This is a genomic window from Paucibacter sp. XJ19-41, from assembly GCF_028462495.1.
Lineage (GTDB): Bacteria > Pseudomonadota > Gammaproteobacteria > Burkholderiales > Burkholderiaceae_C > Roseateles_E.
The window spans coordinates 1-16212 of sequence record NZ_JAQOWX010000124.1 but is presented as its reverse complement, the minus strand read 5'-3'; the positions used below and the strand labels follow the sequence as shown (position 1 = coordinate 16212).

The window sequence follows — 16212 nt, the reverse complement described above, 5'->3', positions numbered from 1 at the left end:
GCCGGCGCTCCGCGCGCAGCAGCCACAGCAGCGCCGCCAGCGCGATCGCCGCCAGGCCCAGCTGCAGCAAGCGGTACAGAAAGCTGCTGTCCATCACCAGCAGGCGCAGCCAGTTCAGCGCATACAGCGCGATCACCAACTGGGGCCAGGGTGACAGCGTTCGGAGGCTGCGGGCCGGCAGCAGCCGCAGCGCCGGCACCATGGCCAGCAGCATCGCCAATTCGCGCGTCATTAGCGGGGCATCGGCCCGCAGCGGCAGCGTGATCAGCACCGCCAGCAGCAGCCAGGCCGAGATCGGCCGCCGCAGCAGATGGGCCGGGTCCTCATCGGGCGGCACCTGGCCGGCGTTCTGGCGGCGGCTTTGTCGCGCCGCCCACAGCAGCATGGGCAGCAAGAGCAGCTGGGCGGCGCTGGTGAGCTGCAGGTTCAGCGCCGAGGCGGCGAGGTAGTCGGTGGCGAAGCTCACTTCTATGTCCAGCCCTCGGCCGATCGCGTTCAGCTCGCTCAGCACGGCCTCGCGGGCCGCTGACAAGGCCCACAGCGGCGGCGCGTCGGCCTGCAGCAGCCGCAGGTCGATGGCGGCGATGGCCTCGGCCACCTCATCGCGGCCTGCCTGGATGCGCGCGTCTATGGCTCGCGCCTGCTGGCCGAGCGCGATCTGCCGCGCCAGCGCCGGCGACAAGGCCTGCTCGGCGGCCACCAGCTCGTTCAGCAGGCTCGCGGCGCGGTCCGCCAGCGCCGCCGGCATGTCGCCGCTGGCCGAGCGGGTGGCTTCCCACTGCAGGCGCAGGCGCGTCAGCCGCGCGGCATCGTCGGCGAGCGGTCCCTGCAACCGCCGGGCCTCGGCCTGCCAATGCTGGAAGCGCCGCGCGTCCAGGGCCCAGTAGCGATCCAGGCTCTCCAGCCGTACCACCGGAAGCCCGCGCAGATCGGCGGCCTGGTAGGAGCGCCATTTCTCTTCCACCGGCCTTGCCAGCTGTTCCAGCTGCTGGGCCAGCGCCGCGCTCGCATCGGGTCGCGCCAGGCGACGGAGCACGCGGTCGACGAGCCGTTGGTCCTGATCGGCGCGGTCCAGGATCTCGGCCGTCGGAATGACGGCCGGGGCCGGCGGTGGCTCGGCAGCGAAGGCCGCTGTGGCAACCAGGCCCAGCATCCAGCAGCACAGCAGCCGCCACAGCAAGCACTGCCGCGCTGCGGCCCTCTGGTCGATGCGGCGGCCCATCGTGATGGCTGACTCCCTGGCTGTGGTGTGCGGGACTATAAATGAGGCGCCTCACCCGGTGCCTCGCCCAGCGGTCCCCGCTAGGCACCGCCGGCCGGCAGGCGCCGCATGCGCTGGATGTCGCGCTGGGGCGGGGCGCCGAACAAGCGGCTGTAGTCGCGGCTGAACTGTGAGGCGCTCTCGTAGCCCACGCGCGCGGCCGTGCTGCCGGCGTCCAGCGCCTGGTTCAGCATCAGCAGCCGCGCCTCCTGCAGGCGCAGCTGCTTCTGGTACTGCAGCGGGCTCATGCCGGCGAGGTTGCGAAAGTGCAGCCGGAAGGTCGAGGGGCTCATGTGCACGCGCTCGGCGAGCTCGTCCATCAGCACATCGTGGACGAAGTTCTGTTTCAGCCAGGCCATGGCCTGCGCTATCTGGTGGCTGGGCGAGCCCGCCGCCACCAGCTGCCGCAGATAGGGGCCGTGCGGGCTGCTCAGCAGTCGCACCAGGATCTCCTGCTCAATCAGCGGGGCCAGGCTGGCGCGCAGCTGAGGCTCGTCTTGCAACTGCAGCAGGCGGACCATTGCGTCGAGCAGCGGCTGGTCCAGCGGGCTCAGCGAGACGGCGCCGCTGGCCTGCTCGCGCGGCAGCGCCGGTAGCTGCGCGGCCAGTTGCAGGATGTTGCGGGCGTCGAGCTTGAGCATCAGGCCCAGAAAAGGCTCGGCCAGGTCGGCCCGGGTGATCTGGGCGAGCACCGGCAGATCCACGGTCGTCAGCAGGGACTGGCCGGGACCGAGGCTCATCACCTGTTCGCCGAGCGTTACCTGCTTCGCGCCCTGTGCGATGACGGCCAGGCCCAGCTCGTAGAAGCAGGGCAGGGGATCGCTCCTGGCGCTGAGCCTGTGGACGCTCAGCGCGGCCACAGCGCTTGGGTGACTGCCGTCAGTTCGGGCAATCTTGCCGATCTCCTGGGCCAGGCGGGCAATGGTCATGGGCGGGGTGTTGTGCAGCAGAGGGGTCGAGGCTAAGCCACTGTAGCGCCGGCGCGAGCGGCAGCTGACGGATCCGGCGACGGAACATCGAAATTGGCAAGACAAGCGTCGGAACGGGCAAGCGCTGCCGACGCCGGGCGCGGACACTGGCCGCCATTCCCTACCGATGGAGCCCCAGCGATGAGCACCCTCAATGTCAATGGCCGCGATCACGTGGTCGACGCCGATCCCGGCACCCCGATACTCTGGGCCCTGCGCGACACGCTGGGCATGACCGGCACCAAGTTCGGCTGTGGCGCGGCGCTGTGTGGCGCCTGCACCGTGCATCTGGACGGCCAGGCGATCCGCTCCTGCATCACGCCGATCTCGGCGGCCGAGGGCAAGAAGATCCGCACCATCGAGGCCACCACCGATGGCAGCGACAAGGTCGGCGCGGCAGTGCATGCGGCCTGGGTCAAGCACGATGTCGCCCAGTGCGGCTACTGCCAGAGCGGCCAGATCATGAGCGCGACGGCTTTTCTGAAGTCGCTGCCCAAGGGCAAGAAGCCCACGGCCGCCGAGATCGACGGCGCGATGGCCGGCAATATCTGCCGCTGTGGCACCTATGCCCGCATCCGTGCCGCGGTGGCCGATGCCGCCAAGACCCTGGCCTGAAGGAGCGCCACCATGCTGACCCACACGCCCGAAATGCCGCGCGCGCTGCAAGACCTGCTGGAACGCGACGCTGCCGACGAATCTACCCTCGCGCTGCCGCGCCGCAGCTTTCTGAAGCTCGCCGGCGCCGGTGGCCTGGCGCTCGGTGCCTACCCGCTGCTGGCCAGCGCGCAAGCCCCCGCCGCGGCCGGGCTGAAGCCGACGCAACAACCCTCGGCCTTTGTGCAGATCGCGCCCAACGGCGAGGTCACGGTGACCATCAACCGGCTGGAGTTCGGTCAGGGCGTGCAGACCGGCCTGCCGATGATTCTGGCCGAGGAGCTGGACGCCGACTGGCGGCTGGTGCGCAGCCGCAACGGTTCCAGCGACCCGGCCTACCTTGACCCGTTGTTCGGCCTGCACATGACCGGCGGGTCGAACTCGATCAAGAACAGCTACACGCAGTACCGCGAGCTCGGCGCCCGCGCGCGGGCCATGCTGCTGAGCGCCGCCGCCGCGCGCTGGAATGTGGAGGTGGCCACGCTGCGCACCCAGGCCGGCCAGGTGATCGCCGCGGACGGCCGCAAACTGGGCTATGGCGCGCTGGCCGAGGCCGCGATGGCGCTGCCGGTGCCCGAGCAGGTCACGCTGAAGAACCCCAAGGACTTCCGCCTGATCGGCCGTGCGACGACGCGGTTGGACGCCCGCGCCAAGAGCAGCGGCCGGCAGGACTTCGGCATCGACACCCGGCTGCCCGGCCAGCTGACCGCCGTGGTCGCACACCCACCGGTGTTCGGCGCCCGGCTGCGCTCGCTGGACGACAGCGCGGCGCGGGCGATCAAGGGCGTCAAGGCGGTGCTGCGCATCCCGGTGGACCAGGGCGGCGAGGGTGTGGCCGTGGTGGCCGAGGGCTACTGGTCGGCCAAGCAGGGGCGCGAGGCGCTGAAGCTGGAATGGGACACGAGCACCGTCGAGAAGGTCGACAGCGAAAAGCTGCTGGCCCAGTACCGCGAGCTGGCGAAGCAGCCCGGCGCGCGCGCTTTCGACGCCGACATGGCGCCGCTGGCCACGGCCCCGCGCCAGCTGGAGGCCGAGTTCGTCTTCCCCTACCTGGCCCATGCGCCGATGGAGCCGCTGAACTGCACGGTCAGTCTCGGCAAGGATCGCGCCGAGCTATGGGTCGGCACGCAGTGCCCGGGCCTGGACGCGGCCGCGGCCGCCGACGTGCTGGGCCTCAAGCCCGAGCAGGTGACGATGCAGGTGCAGATGGCCGGCGGCGGCTTCGGCCGGCGCTTCGTCGGCTCGAGCGACTATGTGGTCGAAGCCTGCAACATCGCCAAGGCCGCCCGCGCCGCCGGGCTGGACGCGCCGATCCGCACGCTGTGGAGCCGTGAGGACGACATCAAGGGCGGCTACTACCGGCCCATGCATCTGCACCGCGCCCGCATCGGCTTCGACGAGCGTGGCAATGTGCTGGCCTGGGACCATGTGCTGGTCGGCCAGTCCATCACGACGGGCACGGTGTTCGGCCAGTTCATGGTCAAGAACGGCATCGACGGCACGGCCACCGAAGGCCTGCGCGAGCCCTATCCGTTGCCGATGCGGCTGACGGTGCACCACCCGAAGGTGAACGTGCCGGTGCTGTGGTGGCGCAGCGTGGGCTCGACCCACACCGCCTATGTGATGGAGACCCTGCTCGACGAGATCGCCCGCGCGACGAAACAGGATCCGGTGGCCTACCGCCTGCGCCTGATTGGCGACAAGCACCCGCGCCACCGCGCCGCACTGCAGCTGGCGGTCGAGAAAAGCGGCTATGGCAAGAAGCAGTTGCCCAGCGGACGTGCCTGGGGCGTGGCGGTGCACGAGTCCTTCAGCACCGTGGTGGCCTATGTGGTGGAGGCCTCGCTGAAGGACGGCCAGCCGGTCCTGAACCGCGTCACCGCCGGCGTGCACTGCAATCTGGCGGTCAACCCGCGCAGCATCGAGGCCCAGGTGCAGGGCGCGGCGCTGATGGGCTTGTCGATGTGCCTGCCCGGTGCGGCGATCACGCTGAAAGACGGCGTCGTCGAGCAAAGCAATTTCGGCGACTTTGCGGTGCCGCGCATCACCGACATGCCGCAGATCGCCGTGCACATCGTGCCCAGCGCCGAGCCGCCCACCGGCATGGGCGAGCCGGGCCTGCCGCCGCTGGCCCCGGCTTTTGCCAACGCGATCACGCGCCTGACGGGCAAGCCGCTGCGCGAGCTGCCCTTCAAGCTGACCTGATCGCCACTCAAATCACATTGAGTTCCAGATAGGGGCGGCCCGCCGCGATGCGATTGGGCGTCAGCGGGCTCAGGTCCAGGCTGCGGTACTCGCCGTGCGCGATCCACTCGGCCAGGCCGCGGCCGACGCCCGGCGCGTGCTGCAGGCCGTGGCCCGAGAAGCCGCAGGCCAAGAGCAGGTTCGGGCAGGCGTCGAGCGGGCCGACCAGGCCGTTGTGGTCGAAGGCATTCATCTCGTAGTAGCCGGCCCAGGCGCGCTGCGGGCGCAGGCTCTCGAAGCCGGGCACGCGCGCGGCCAGCGCCGGCCAGAGCCGCTCTTCGAACAGCCCGGGCTCGGGGTCCAGCGGCAGGCCGTCGGCGTCCTCGCCCAGCGGCGGGCCGCCGCAGATGAACAGGCCTTCACCGGGTTTTGAGGATTCAGGCCGGAACCACAGCCCCGAGGGATCGATCACCAGCGGGCAGTCGGCGGCCGGCTCGGGCGTGCGAAAGGCATAGACGCTGCGGCGCTTGCCGCTGACCGGGACGGCCAGGCCCGCAGTGGCGGCCAGCGCGCCGGACCAGGCGCCGCAGGCCAGCACATAGAGATCGGCCTGTAGCAGCAGGCCGGTGTCGGTCTCGACGCCGGCCAGGGCGCCGCTGGCATCGCGCCGCAGCGCCAGTGCCTCGCCCTTCAGATACTGCGCGCCCAGGGCCTGCGCCTGGCGCTTCAAGGTCTGCAGCAGGCCCCAGCCGTCGAACCAGCCCTCGCCACTGCGGCCCCAGGAGCCCAGGGCCAGGTCTTGCGTGGCCAGCCAGGGCCAGCGCTTGCCCAGCTGCGCCGGGGCCAGCAGGGCGATGTCGGCGCCATGGGCGGTCTGCAGCGCATGCAGCTCGCGCAAGGCATTGGCACCGGCCGGGCTGGCCAGATAGAGATAGCCGCGCTCGACCAGGCCGGCCTCGGCGCCGGCCGCGCGCAGGACCTGCAGGCCATATTGCGACAGCGCGATATTCAGCGGGGTCGAGAACTGCTGGCGTATCGACGCAGCGGACAGCGCCGAGGAGGCCCGCGCATAGCTCGGGTCGCGCTCCAGCACGTGGATCTCGAAGCCCGGCTCGGCACCCAGATGGGCGGCGATGGCGCTGCCGATGGCGCCGCCGCCGAGGATCAGGACCTGGGTTCTCAAAGCTGTTCCGCAAACACCCGGGGCTTGCCGTCGCGGTCGATCGCCACATAGGTCAGGTTCGCCTCGGTGACCTTGACCACCTGCGGATTGGCCGGGTTGCGCTCGGCCACCACCTCGACATGGACCGTGATCGAGGTGCGGCCGATGCGCTTGACCTGGGCATAAAAGCTCAGCAGGTCGCCGACCGAGACCGGCTGCTTGAAGATGAACTCGTTGACGGCCACCGTCGCGACCCGGCCGCGCGAGACCCGGCTGGGCAAGACCGAGCCGGCCAGGTCGACCTGGGCCATGATCCAGCCGCCGAAGATATCGCCGTTGGCATTGGCATCGGCCGGCATCGGCATCACGCGCAGCACCAGCTCGCGCGGCATGCCGGGCTGGCTGCTGGGGGCGGCGTTGTTTTCAGGGGAAGGGCTTGAAGCGTGGCTCATGATGCATACCTGGGAAAATTGGACTCATTGTCGGCGACCGTCCGATGTCCAGCAAAAAACATGCGCACAAGCCTCTCGACCCCGGCCGTCAGCCCCGAGCCCGCCACCGCGCCGGCCCCGCCCCGCTCCGACTGGGCGACGATTGCCAAGCTGCTGCCCTATCTGTGGCGCTACCGCTGGCGGGTCGGTCTGGCGCTGGGCTTCATGCTGGGCGCCAAGCTCAGCAATGTCGGCGTGCCGCTGCTGCTCAAGCAACTGGTCGACAGCCTGTCGCTGAAGCCCGGCGATCCGCAGGCACTGCTGGTGCTGCCGCTGGGCCTGCTGCTGGCCTATGGCGCGCTACGCCTGATGACCTCGCTGTTCACCGAGTTGCGCGAGCTGATCTTTGCCAAGGCCACCGAGGGCACGGCGCGCAGCATTTCGCTGCAGGTGTTCCGTCATCTGCATGATCTGAGCCTGCGCTTCCATCTGGAGCGCCAGACCGGCGGCATGACGCGCGATATCGAGCGTGGCACGCGGGCCGTGCACTCGCTGATCTCTTACTCGCTCTACAGCATCGTGCCGACCCTGATAGAGGTGACCCTGGTGCTGGGCCTGCTGGCCGTCAAATACGACATCTGGTTTGCCGGCATCACGATTGCAGCCCTGCTGCTCTATGTCAGCTTCACCGTGCTGGTGACCGAGTGGCGCACCAAGTTCCGCAAGCAGCTCAACGAGCTCGACTCGGTGGCGCACAGCAAGGCCATCGACTCGCTGCTGAACTACGAGACGGTCAAGTACTTCAACAATGAGGACTTCGAGTCGCGCCGCTATGACGAAAGCCTGGAGAAGCTGCGCCGTGCGCAGCTGAAGTCGCAGTCGACGCTGTCGCTGCTGAACACCGGCCAGCAGCTGATCATCGCGACCGCGCTGGTCGCGATGCTGTGGCGGGCCACCCAGGGCGTGGTGTCGGGCACGATGACTCTCGGGGACCTGGTGATGGTCAATGCCTTCATGATCCAGCTCTACATCCCCTTGAATTTTCTCGGCGTGATCTACCGCGAGATCAAGCAGAGCCTGACCGATCTGGACAAGATGTTCACGCTGCTGGAGCGCGACCGCGAGGTGGCCGACGCGCCTGGCGCGCCGGAGCTGCGCATCGCGGGTGCGGCGGTGCGTTTCGAGAACGTNCTGACCGATCTGGACAAGATGTTCACGCTGCTGGAGCGCGACCGCGAGGTGGCCGACGCGCCTGGCGCGCCGGAGCTGCGCATCGCGGGTGCGGCGGTGCGTTTCGAGAACGTCAGCTTCGCCTACGAGGCCGCGCGGCCCATCCTGAAGAACCTCAGTTTCGAGATCCCGGCCGGCAAGAAGGTGGCCGTGGTCGGCCCCAGCGGCTCGGGCAAGAGCACGCTGGCGCGTCTGCTCTATCGCTTCTACGACCTCGACGCCGGCCGCATCCTGATCGACGGCCAGGATGTGCGCGGTGTGAGCCAGGGCTCGCTGCGCCGCGCGATCGGCATCGTGCCGCAGGACACGGTGCTGTTCAACGACACGGGGGCCTACAACATCGCCTATGGCCCGCCCGGTGCCTCGCGCGAGGAGGGCGAGGGGGCGGCCCGCGCCGCCCATATCCACGACTTCATCGCGGCCACGCCCAAGGGCTACGAAACCATGGTGGGTGAGCGCGGGCTCAAGCTCAGCGGCGGCGAGAAGCAGCGCGTCGCGATCGCCCGCACCCTGCTGAAGAATCCGCCGATCCTGATCTTCGATGAGGCGACCTCGGCGCTGGACTCGCGCAATGAGCGCGCGATCCAGGCCGAGCTGGAGGCGGTGGGCCAGAACAAGACGGTGCTGGTGATCGCGCACCGGCTCTCCACCGTGGTCGATGCGCACGAGATCCTGGTGATGGAGCAGGGCGTCATCATCGAGCGCGGCCATCACGAGGACCTGTTGGCGCGCGGCGGGCGCTATGCGCAGATGTGGCGGCTGCAGCAGTCCGGCGCTGCCGAGCCGCCGGCCTGAATGCAGACAAGCCGCCGGGTGGCGGCTTGCGGATGATTGCGGGGCTGCGCTCAGGCGCGCTGGCGGCGCCGCGTGCCCAGCAGGGCCGCGCCGAAGCCGGCCGCGACCAGGGCCAGGCTGGCCGGCTCGGGCACATCGACGGGCGGCTGTGCGGCACCGAACACCATGTCATCGAAGAACATGGTCCGGTTGCCGCCCTGGAACACCACCGAGTAGGCCTTGCCCTCGAAATCGGTGCGGATATCGCGCCAGGTGCACAGCGAGAAGGCACCGCAGTTCTCCTGCGCGACATTGCTCAGATTGAACTCGCGCAGCAGCTTGCCCTGGCCATCGAGCCCGTCGAAGATGCGCAGCGAACCCGAGCTCTGGTTGGTGAGGTAGCTCAGGCTCAGCAGGTCCTCGAAGCCGTCCTTGATATTGACCCAGAACGCGGCAGCGGCCGGCAGGTCCGGATCGAGGTCGACCAGGCCCAGCACGGTGTCGCCGGAGGGGCGATTGCCGATATTGCTGTAGGAGCCCTTGTCGCCGGCCAGCACCGCGTTGAAGAAGAAGTTGACGCCCTGGCCCGAGTACTGGTCGCGCATCAAGGTGTTGTCGGCCTGGCCCAGGCCATCGAACGTGAGCTTGATGGGGCCGGCGGCCGCGCCTGCCGCGCTCGCGACCAGGGAAATTGCCGCCAGTGCTTTGATGAGCCTCATGGGGTGCTCCGCTTCGATGGTGTTGGGGACGCCAAGCTTCGAGGACTACGCGCCCGAATGTACTCAAGCCTTGTTACATTGTGTCGTCACGCCCCCCTTTACCTAGGGGGGTGAGAACCTCAAACAGGGGGCCTGCGACGCAGGGCTACACTGGGCAGTGTGGAAACCAAATGGCTTGAAGATTTCGTCAGTCTGGCCGAGACCCGCAGCTTTTCGCGCTCGGCTCAGCACAGGCATGTGACTCAACCGGCGTTCTCGCGCCGCATCCAGGCGCTGGAGGCCTGGGCCGGGGTCGACCTGGTGGACCGCAGCTCCTACCCGACCCGGCTGACCGCCGCCGGCGAGACCTTGCTGGGCCAGGCCGTCGAGATGCTGGGCAGCCTGCAGGCCACCCGCAATATGCTGCGCAGCCACCAGGCGGTGGGGCAGGACATGATCGAGTTCGCGGTGCCGCATTCGCTGGCCTTCAGCTTCTTTCCGCATTGGCTGATGGACTTGCGCCAGCGCTTTGGCGCGGTCAAGAGCCGGCTCAATGCGCTGAATGTGCACGACGCGATGATGCAGCTCAGCGAGGGCAACTGCGATCTGCTGATCGTCTATCACCACCCCAGCCAGCCGCTGCAGCTCGACCCCGAGCGCTACGAGATGGCCTCGCTGGGGCACGAGACCCTGGCCGCCTATGCCAAGGCCGATGCCCAGGGGCGGCCGCTGTTCGCTTTGCCCGGGCATCCGGGTCAGAAGATCCCGTTCCTCAGCTATGCCTCCGGGGCCTATCTGGGTCGGCTGGTCGAGCTGGTCGTCAAGGACTCGCCGACGGCGCTGAACCTCGATTCGATTTACGAGACCGATATGGCCGAGGGCCTGAAGGCGATGGCGCTGGAAGGCCACGGCATGGCTTTCCTGCCGGCCAGCTCGGTCAAGAAGGAACTCAAAGCCAAACGTCTGGTGCAGGCCACCGCGCCGGGCTCGTATGAGCTGAGCATGGAGCTGCGCATCTACCGCGAACGGCCCGAGGCGGCGCGGCGCAGCAAGCCGGTGGCGCTGGCGCTGTGGGATTACCTGACGCAGCGGAGCTGAGGGCAAGGAACTAGGAAAAACCCTGAAGCCTCATGTGTGTGCTGCATAACCGTGCGTGCATTCGGCATTGGGCGATCAGCGAACGCACCGTTAGAGTCCGGCCCTTCATCAGCGTGCTCGGCAAATAGTGGCTCAAATCTTGCTGCAAATGCGGCAGGAGGGCGGATATGCGTGAAACTCCGTACCCGGCGCTCGGCCGGTCCGTGATCTGCTTGGCGTTCTCGTAATGATTCTGAAAGAGGAGCTTCCATGAAAAAGACATTGCTTGTGTTGGCCGTCGTTGCCGGTTTTTCCCTGTCGGCCCAGGCCGATACGCTGAAGAAGATCAAGGACAGTGGCGCCGTCACGATGGGCGTGCGCGAGTCCTCCGGCGCGCTGTCCTACACGCTGGGCGATGGCAAGTTTGTCGGCTATCACGTCGAGATCTGCCACAAGGTGCTGGCCGATGTGCAGAAGTCCCTGGGCCTGGCCAAGCTGGACGTCAAGTACCAGCCGGTGACCTCGCAAAACCGCATCCCGCTGGTGCAGAACGGCACCGTCGACATCGAGTGCGGCTCGACCACCAATAACGCGGCGCGCCAGAAGGATGTGGCCTTCGCCGTCACCACCTTCGTCGAGGAAGTGCGCATCGCCGTCAAGGCCAATTCGGGCATCAATTCGATCGCCCAGCTCAATGGCAAGAACGTCGCCACCACCACCGGCACCACCTCGGTCCAGACCCTGCGCAAGAACGAGCGCGCCACCGGTGTGGACTTCAAGGAAGTGTTCGGCAAGGACCACGCCGACAGCTTCCTGCTGCTGGAGTCGGGCCGTGCCGACGCCTTCGTGATGGACGGTGCCATCCTGGCCGGCAATATTGCCAAGGCCAAGAACCCGGCCGACTTCAAGCTGGTCGGCGATGTGCTGTCGGTCGAGCCGATCGCGATCATGATCCGCAAGGATGACCCGGCCTTCAAGAAGGCGGTGGACGACAGCATCAAGGCGATGATGAAGTCCGGCGAGCTGGCCAAGCTGTGGACCAAGTGGTTCGAGCAGCCGATCCCGCCGTCCAACACCAAGGTCGGCATGCCGGTCAATGACAACACCAAGGCGGCCTGGGCCAACCCCAATGACAAGCCGATGGAAGACTACGCGAAGAAGTAAACGCAAGGCCTGAGGGCATCAACACGGGGCCGCTCGGCGCAGTTCGGGCGGCCTCGATTTTTTGACGGAGGTAGCGGTGGCTACATGGGATTGGCAGGTGTTCTGCAAGGACACCATTGATGGGGAAATGGTGCCGCGCTGCTTCGGCAGCGGCGGCAGCATCACCTACCTGGACTGGCTCTTGTCGGCCTGGGGATGGACGCTCAGCGTGGCCGTGTTGGCCCTGGTCGTAGCCCTGGTGGTCGGCTCGCTGATGGGCATTCTGCGCACCACGCCGAGCAAGGCGCTGGTTGCCCTGGGCAATACCTGGACCGAGCTGTTCCGCAACATCCCGCTGCTGGTCCAGGTCTTTCTCTGGTACCACGTGCTGCCTTCGCTATTCACACCGCTGCGTGAGGTGCCCAGCTTTGTGCTGGTAGTGTTCGCCCTGGGCTTCTTCACCTCGGCGCGGATCGCCGAACAGGTCAAGGCCGGCATCCAGAGCCTGCCCACCGGCCAGCGCTATGCCGGCCTGGCGATGGGCTTCACGCTGCCGCAGACCTACCGCTATGTGCTGCTGCCGATGGCGTTTCGCATCGTCATCCCGCCGCTCACCAGCGAGAGCATGAATATCGTCAAGAACTCCTCGGTGGCTTTTGCGGTGTCGATTGCCGAGCTGACGATGTTCGCGATGCAGGCCCAGGAAGAAACCTCGCGCGGCATTGAGGTCTATCTGGCCGTGACCGGCCTGTACTTCGTCTCGGCCTTCGCCATCAACCGCATCGCGCTCTTCATCGAGCAGCGCGTCCAGGTGCCCGGCATCCTCGGAGGTGGCCGATGAGAACTGTTAGCCCCCACGTCACTTCGTTCCTGCCCCCCGAGGGGGCGCTCGCCTCCCTTGGGGCGGCCCTGCGGGAGGCTCAATGACTCTCGACTTTTCCTTCCTCGACTGGAGCGTCGTCTCCAGCTTCATCCTCAAGGGCCTGATCTTCAGCGTCGAGCTGACGCTGATCGCCACCTTTGGCGGCATCGTGCTGGGCACCTTGCTGGCGCTGATGCGCTTGTCGGGCAAGAAGTGGCTGGTGCTGCCGGCCGCCTTCTATGTCAACACGCTGCGCTCGATCCCGCTGGTGATGGTGATCCTGTGGTTCTTCCTGCTGATTCCTGCGGCCTTCTATGCTGCGGTCGGCGGCGAGTGGGGTTCCAGCAACCGCGCCGAGCTGTCGGCCATCATCACCTTCACGGTGTTCGAGGCCGCCTACTTCTCGGAGATCATGCGCGCCGGCATCCAGAGCGTCCCCAAGGGTCAGGTGTATGCCGGCTATGCGATGGGCATGAGCTATCGCCAGACCATGCAGCTGGTGGTGCTGCCCCAGGCCTTCCGCAATATGCTGCCGGTGCTGATGACACAGACCATCATCCTGTTCCAGGACACCTCGCTGGTCTATGCAATCGGCGCCTACGATCTGCTGAAGGGCTTCGAGATCGCCGGCAAGAACTTCAACCGGCCGGTCGAGACCTATCTGGTGGCTGCCGTCGTCTACTTCGTGATCTGTTTCAGCCTGTCGATGCTGGTGCGTCGCCTGCAGAAGAAGATCGCCATCATTCGCTAGAAAGCTTTGGCCATGATTGATATCAAGAACATCTCCAAGTGGTACGGCCCCTTCCAGGTGCTGACCGACTGCAGCACGACGATCAAGAAGGGCGATGTGGTCGTGGTCTGCGGCCCCTCGGGCTCGGGCAAGTCCACGCTGATCAAGACCGTCAACGCGCTGGAGCCTATCCAGAAGGGCGACATCGTCGTCGACGGCATCTCGATCTCCGACCCCAAGACCGACCTGCCCAAGCTGCGTGCCCGGGTCGGCATGGTGTTTCAGAATTTCGAGCTGTTCCCGCACCTCTCGATCACCGAGAACCTCACCATTGCGCAGATCAAGGTGCTGGGCCGCAGCCTCGATGACGCCAAGGCCCGCGGCCTGAAGATGCTGGACCGCGTGGGCCTGATCGCCCAGAAGGACAAGCACCCCGGCCAGCTGTCTGGCGGTCAGCAGCAGCGGGTCGCGATTGCGCGCGCGCTGTCCATGGACCCTATCGTGATGCTGTTCGACGAGCCGACCTCGGCGCTGGACCCCGAGATGGTCGGCGAGGTGCTGGACGTGATGGTGCAGCTGGCCAACGAGGGCATGACGATGATGTGCGTGACCCATGAGATGGGTTTTGCCAAGAAGGTCAGCGATCGCGTGATCTTCATGGACGCCGGCAAGATCGTCGAGGACTGCAGCAAGGACGATTTCTTCGGCAAGCCCGAGGAGCGCTCACCGCGCGCCAAGGACTTCCTGGCGAAGATCCTGCAGCATTGATAGGCATTGCGGGACAGGCCGCCCGAGCGAAGCGAGTAGCTCTGTCCCCAACTGACTAGGTGTTTACGGCTCGATCGCAGCCCCGACCACCGCCTCGCCGCCGGCCACCGTACCGATCAGCGTCGCGCGGCCGCTGGCCAGATCGACCCGGTACCAGCTCGACAGCTTGCCACGCGTGACGGCCGAGTAGGCGGCGTTCGACACATCCGAGATGTCCAGCGTCGCCCGCTCGAAGGTGCCCAGGCCCAGCGAGCCGACCGTGTAGAGCCGCCCACTATTGGGTGACACCATCGGCGTCACGCCTTCCTTCGTGCCCTGGTGCACCAGCGTGCCCAGCTTGCCGTCCAGCGCGTAGTTGGTCGTGATCTTCTCGTTGTCCTTGTTGTAGGTGTAGCCGGCCGCGACCAGGGCGGCCGCCTTGCCGGCGTTCGCGTCGGCGGCGTCATAGGCCAGCCGGCCGTCGAACTGCAGGCCCGGCTGGTCCGCATTGCCGTCGACCACCGCGCCGGTGTCGGGGTGCAGGCGCAGATTGAAGCCGGCGTCGTTGACGACGCGGATGCGGTCCACCGTCGGGTTGAAGTCGAAGCCCCATTCGGTGGCCCCCTCGCGCGGCAGGGCCACCGGCGTGCCGATGCGGCTGGCGCTGCCGTCGGCGGTGTTGATGCGGTAGAGCTGGCCGCTGTCGCCCAGCGCGAACAGCTGGCCCTTGGCGACCCGGTAGTCGATGCCCAGCAGCCGCTCCTCGGCGGCCAGGCCGCTCAGTGCCTTGCTGCTGAGGATCTTCTGCGGCTGGCCGGCGTTGAACTGGATCAGCTTGTTGCTCGCGGTCACCGCATAAATCATCTCCTTGGCCGGCGGCCCGATGGTTTCGGTGCTGGCGCAGGCGGCCAGCAGGGCGGCGGCGATCAGGGACAGGGCGTGACGGGACATGGCTTCTCCGTGCTGTGAGGGTCATCGATTGTTGGTGAGCGCCGGCGCCGCTGTCCAGGGAATAGCGGGGGCTTCATGCGGGAATTCCACCGGGCCACGGGTGCGACAATGCCGGCCCATGAGTACCGCCACCCCCACCCAGCTGAGCCTGATTCGCCCCGACGACTGGCATGTGCACCTGCGCGATGAGGCCGCGATGCAGAGCGTCGTGCCGCACACCGCGCGCCAGTTCGCCCGCGCCATCGTGATGCCCAATCTGCGCCCGCCGATCACGACGGCCGCCCAGGCCCAGGCCTACCGAGAGCGCATCCTCGCGGCCGTGCCCGAGGGCCTGAAGTTCGAGCCGCTGATGACGCTGTACCTGACCGACCTGACCCCGGTCGACGAGATCAAGCGCGCCAAGGACGCCGGCGTGGTCGCGCTCAAGCTCTACCCGGCCGGCGCCACGACCAATAGCGATGCCGGTGTCACCGACATCAAGAAGACCTACCAAACGCTGGAGGCGATGCAGCGCGAGGGCCTCCTGCTGCTGGTGCACGGCGAGGTGACCGACCCGGACATCGATGTGTTCGACCGCGAGGCCGTCTTCATCGACCGCGTGATGACGCCGCTGCGGGCCGACATGCCCGAGCTGAAGGTGGTGTTCGAGCACATCACGACCAAGGAGGCCGCACAGTACGTGCACGGCGCCGATGCCTACACGGCCGCGACCCTGACGCCCCAGCACCTGCTCTACAACCGCAATGCCATCTTCACCGGCGGCCTGCGCCCGCACTACTACTGCCTGCCGGTGCTCAAGCGCGAGGAGCACCGCCTGGCCCTGATACGGGCCGCGACCTCGGGCAGCACGAAGTTCTTCCTCGGCACCGACAGCGCGCCGCACGCCTCGGTGATGAAGGAGAACTCGGTCTGCGGCGCCGGCTGCTTCACCGCGATGAGCGCGCTGGAACTTTATGCCGAGGCCTTCGAGGCCATGGGCGCGCTCGACAAGCTGGAGGCCTTCGCCAGCTTCAACGGCGCCGACTTCTACGGCCTGCCGCGCAATACCGAGCGCGTCACGCTGCTCAAGCAGGACTGGACCCTGCCCGACAGCGTGCCCTTCGGCGAGGCGCGGCTCAAGCCGCTGCGCGGCGGCGAGTCGCTGGGCTGGAAACTGCTCTGACCGCGCGGCCTCCTGGCTGCAAACCGGCTAGCATGGCCGGCGACGCAACGAGGAGGGAACAGACTTGCGCAAACTCTTGATCGTGGCCGGACTGCTGCTGCAGACTCTGGCCCAGCCGCTGCTGGCCCAGCCGCAGCCGGTGCCCGCAGCTCCGGCAGCGGCCGCCAGCGCGCCGGCC

The 16212-nt window shown here is 67.4% G+C and carries 14 protein-coding genes and 1 pseudogene; 9 read left to right on the top strand and 6 right to left on the bottom strand.

Annotated elements, in window-relative coordinates:
• Positions 1–1222 (bottom strand): annotated as a pseudogene (locus PO768_RS23785) (mechanosensitive ion channel family protein); the annotation flags it as partial.
• 80 nt (positions 1223–1302) lie between these two features.
• Positions 1303–2190, bottom strand: a complete 888-nt coding sequence (locus PO768_RS23780) for an AraC family transcriptional regulator (RefSeq protein WP_272648004.1) — start codon at positions 2188–2190, stop codon at positions 1303–1305.
• Positions 2191–2370: 180 nt separating this feature from the next.
• On the opposite strand from PO768_RS23780, the gene PO768_RS23775 reads away from it, so the two are divergent.
• On the top strand, positions 2371–2844 hold the full coding sequence (locus tag PO768_RS23775; RefSeq protein WP_272648003.1) for a (2Fe-2S)-binding protein: 474 nt from the start codon (positions 2371–2373) through the stop codon (positions 2842–2844).
• Between the two features lie 12 nt (positions 2845–2856).
• Entirely contained in the window at positions 2857–5088 is a 2232-nt protein-coding gene (locus tag PO768_RS23770) for a xanthine dehydrogenase family protein molybdopterin-binding subunit (protein WP_272648002.1), read from the top strand.
• 7 nt (positions 5089–5095) lie between these two features.
• Here PO768_RS23770 and PO768_RS23765 read toward each other — a convergent pair whose 3' ends face one another.
• The gene (locus tag PO768_RS23765; RefSeq protein ID WP_272648001.1) at positions 5096–6250 is read right to left on the bottom strand and encodes an NAD(P)/FAD-dependent oxidoreductase; all 1155 of its coding nucleotides are present in this window, start codon (positions 6248–6250) and stop codon (positions 5096–5098) included.
• Complete coding sequence (locus PO768_RS23760) at positions 6247–6621, bottom strand: acyl-CoA thioesterase (protein WP_272648006.1); 375 nt, start codon at positions 6619–6621, stop codon at positions 6247–6249. Before PO768_RS23760 ends, PO768_RS23765 begins: the two co-directional genes overlap by 4 nt.
• A 120-nt stretch (positions 6622–6741) precedes the next feature.
• Between PO768_RS23760 and PO768_RS23755 the strand changes: the two genes are divergently transcribed.
• Positions 6742–8685 (top strand): ABCB family ABC transporter ATP-binding protein/permease, encoded by a 1944-nt coding sequence (locus PO768_RS23755; protein ID WP_272648000.1) that lies wholly within the window; start codon positions 6742–6744, stop codon positions 8683–8685.
• A 50-nt stretch (positions 8686–8735) separates the two neighbouring features.
• On the opposite strand, the gene PO768_RS23750 is transcribed toward PO768_RS23755, so the two are convergent.
• The gene (locus PO768_RS23750) at positions 8736–9383 is read right to left on the bottom strand and encodes a PEP-CTERM sorting domain-containing protein (RefSeq protein WP_137941197.1); all 648 of its coding nucleotides are present in this window, start codon (positions 9381–9383) and stop codon (positions 8736–8738) included.
• Between the two features lie 159 nt (positions 9384–9542).
• On the opposite strand from PO768_RS23750, the gene PO768_RS23745 reads away from it, so the two are divergent.
• The 5 genes from PO768_RS23745 to PO768_RS23725 all read left to right on the top strand — a co-directional run bounded on the left by PO768_RS23745 (position 9543) and on the right by PO768_RS23725 (position 13942).
• Positions 9543–10460, top strand: a complete 918-nt coding sequence (locus PO768_RS23745) for a LysR substrate-binding domain-containing protein (RefSeq protein WP_137941196.1) — start codon at positions 9543–9545, stop codon at positions 10458–10460.
• A gap of 249 nt (positions 10461–10709) precedes the next feature.
• A complete protein-coding gene (locus PO768_RS23740) occupies positions 10710–11603 on the top strand; it encodes an amino acid ABC transporter substrate-binding protein (RefSeq protein ID WP_137941195.1) in 894 nt (297 codons plus the stop codon).
• Between the two features lie 127 nt (positions 11604–11730).
• Entirely contained in the window at positions 11731–12423 is a 693-nt protein-coding gene (locus PO768_RS23735; protein WP_272648005.1) for an amino acid ABC transporter permease, read from the top strand.
• A gap of 82 nt (positions 12424–12505) precedes the next feature.
• Entirely contained in the window at positions 12506–13195 is a 690-nt protein-coding gene (locus PO768_RS23730) for an amino acid ABC transporter permease (protein WP_272647999.1), read from the top strand.
• A gap of 12 nt (positions 13196–13207) precedes the next feature.
• Positions 13208–13942 carry an amino acid ABC transporter ATP-binding protein gene (locus tag PO768_RS23725; RefSeq protein ID WP_137941193.1) on the top strand — a complete coding sequence of 245 codons (735 nt, stop codon included), beginning with the start codon at positions 13208–13210 and terminating at the stop codon, positions 13940–13942.
• A 63-nt stretch (positions 13943–14005) separates the two neighbouring features.
• On the opposite strand, the gene PO768_RS23720 is transcribed toward PO768_RS23725, so the two are convergent.
• Positions 14006–14872 (bottom strand): DUF4394 domain-containing protein, encoded by an 867-nt coding sequence (locus tag PO768_RS23720; protein ID WP_137941192.1) that lies wholly within the window; start codon positions 14870–14872, stop codon positions 14006–14008.
• Positions 14873–14990: 118 nt separating this feature from the next.
• On the opposite strand from PO768_RS23720, the gene pyrC reads away from it, so the two are divergent.
• Positions 14991–16034, top strand: a complete 1044-nt coding sequence (gene pyrC / locus PO768_RS23715; protein ID WP_272647998.1) for a dihydroorotase — start codon at positions 14991–14993, stop codon at positions 16032–16034.
• Positions 16035–16212 lie beyond the last annotated feature (178 nt).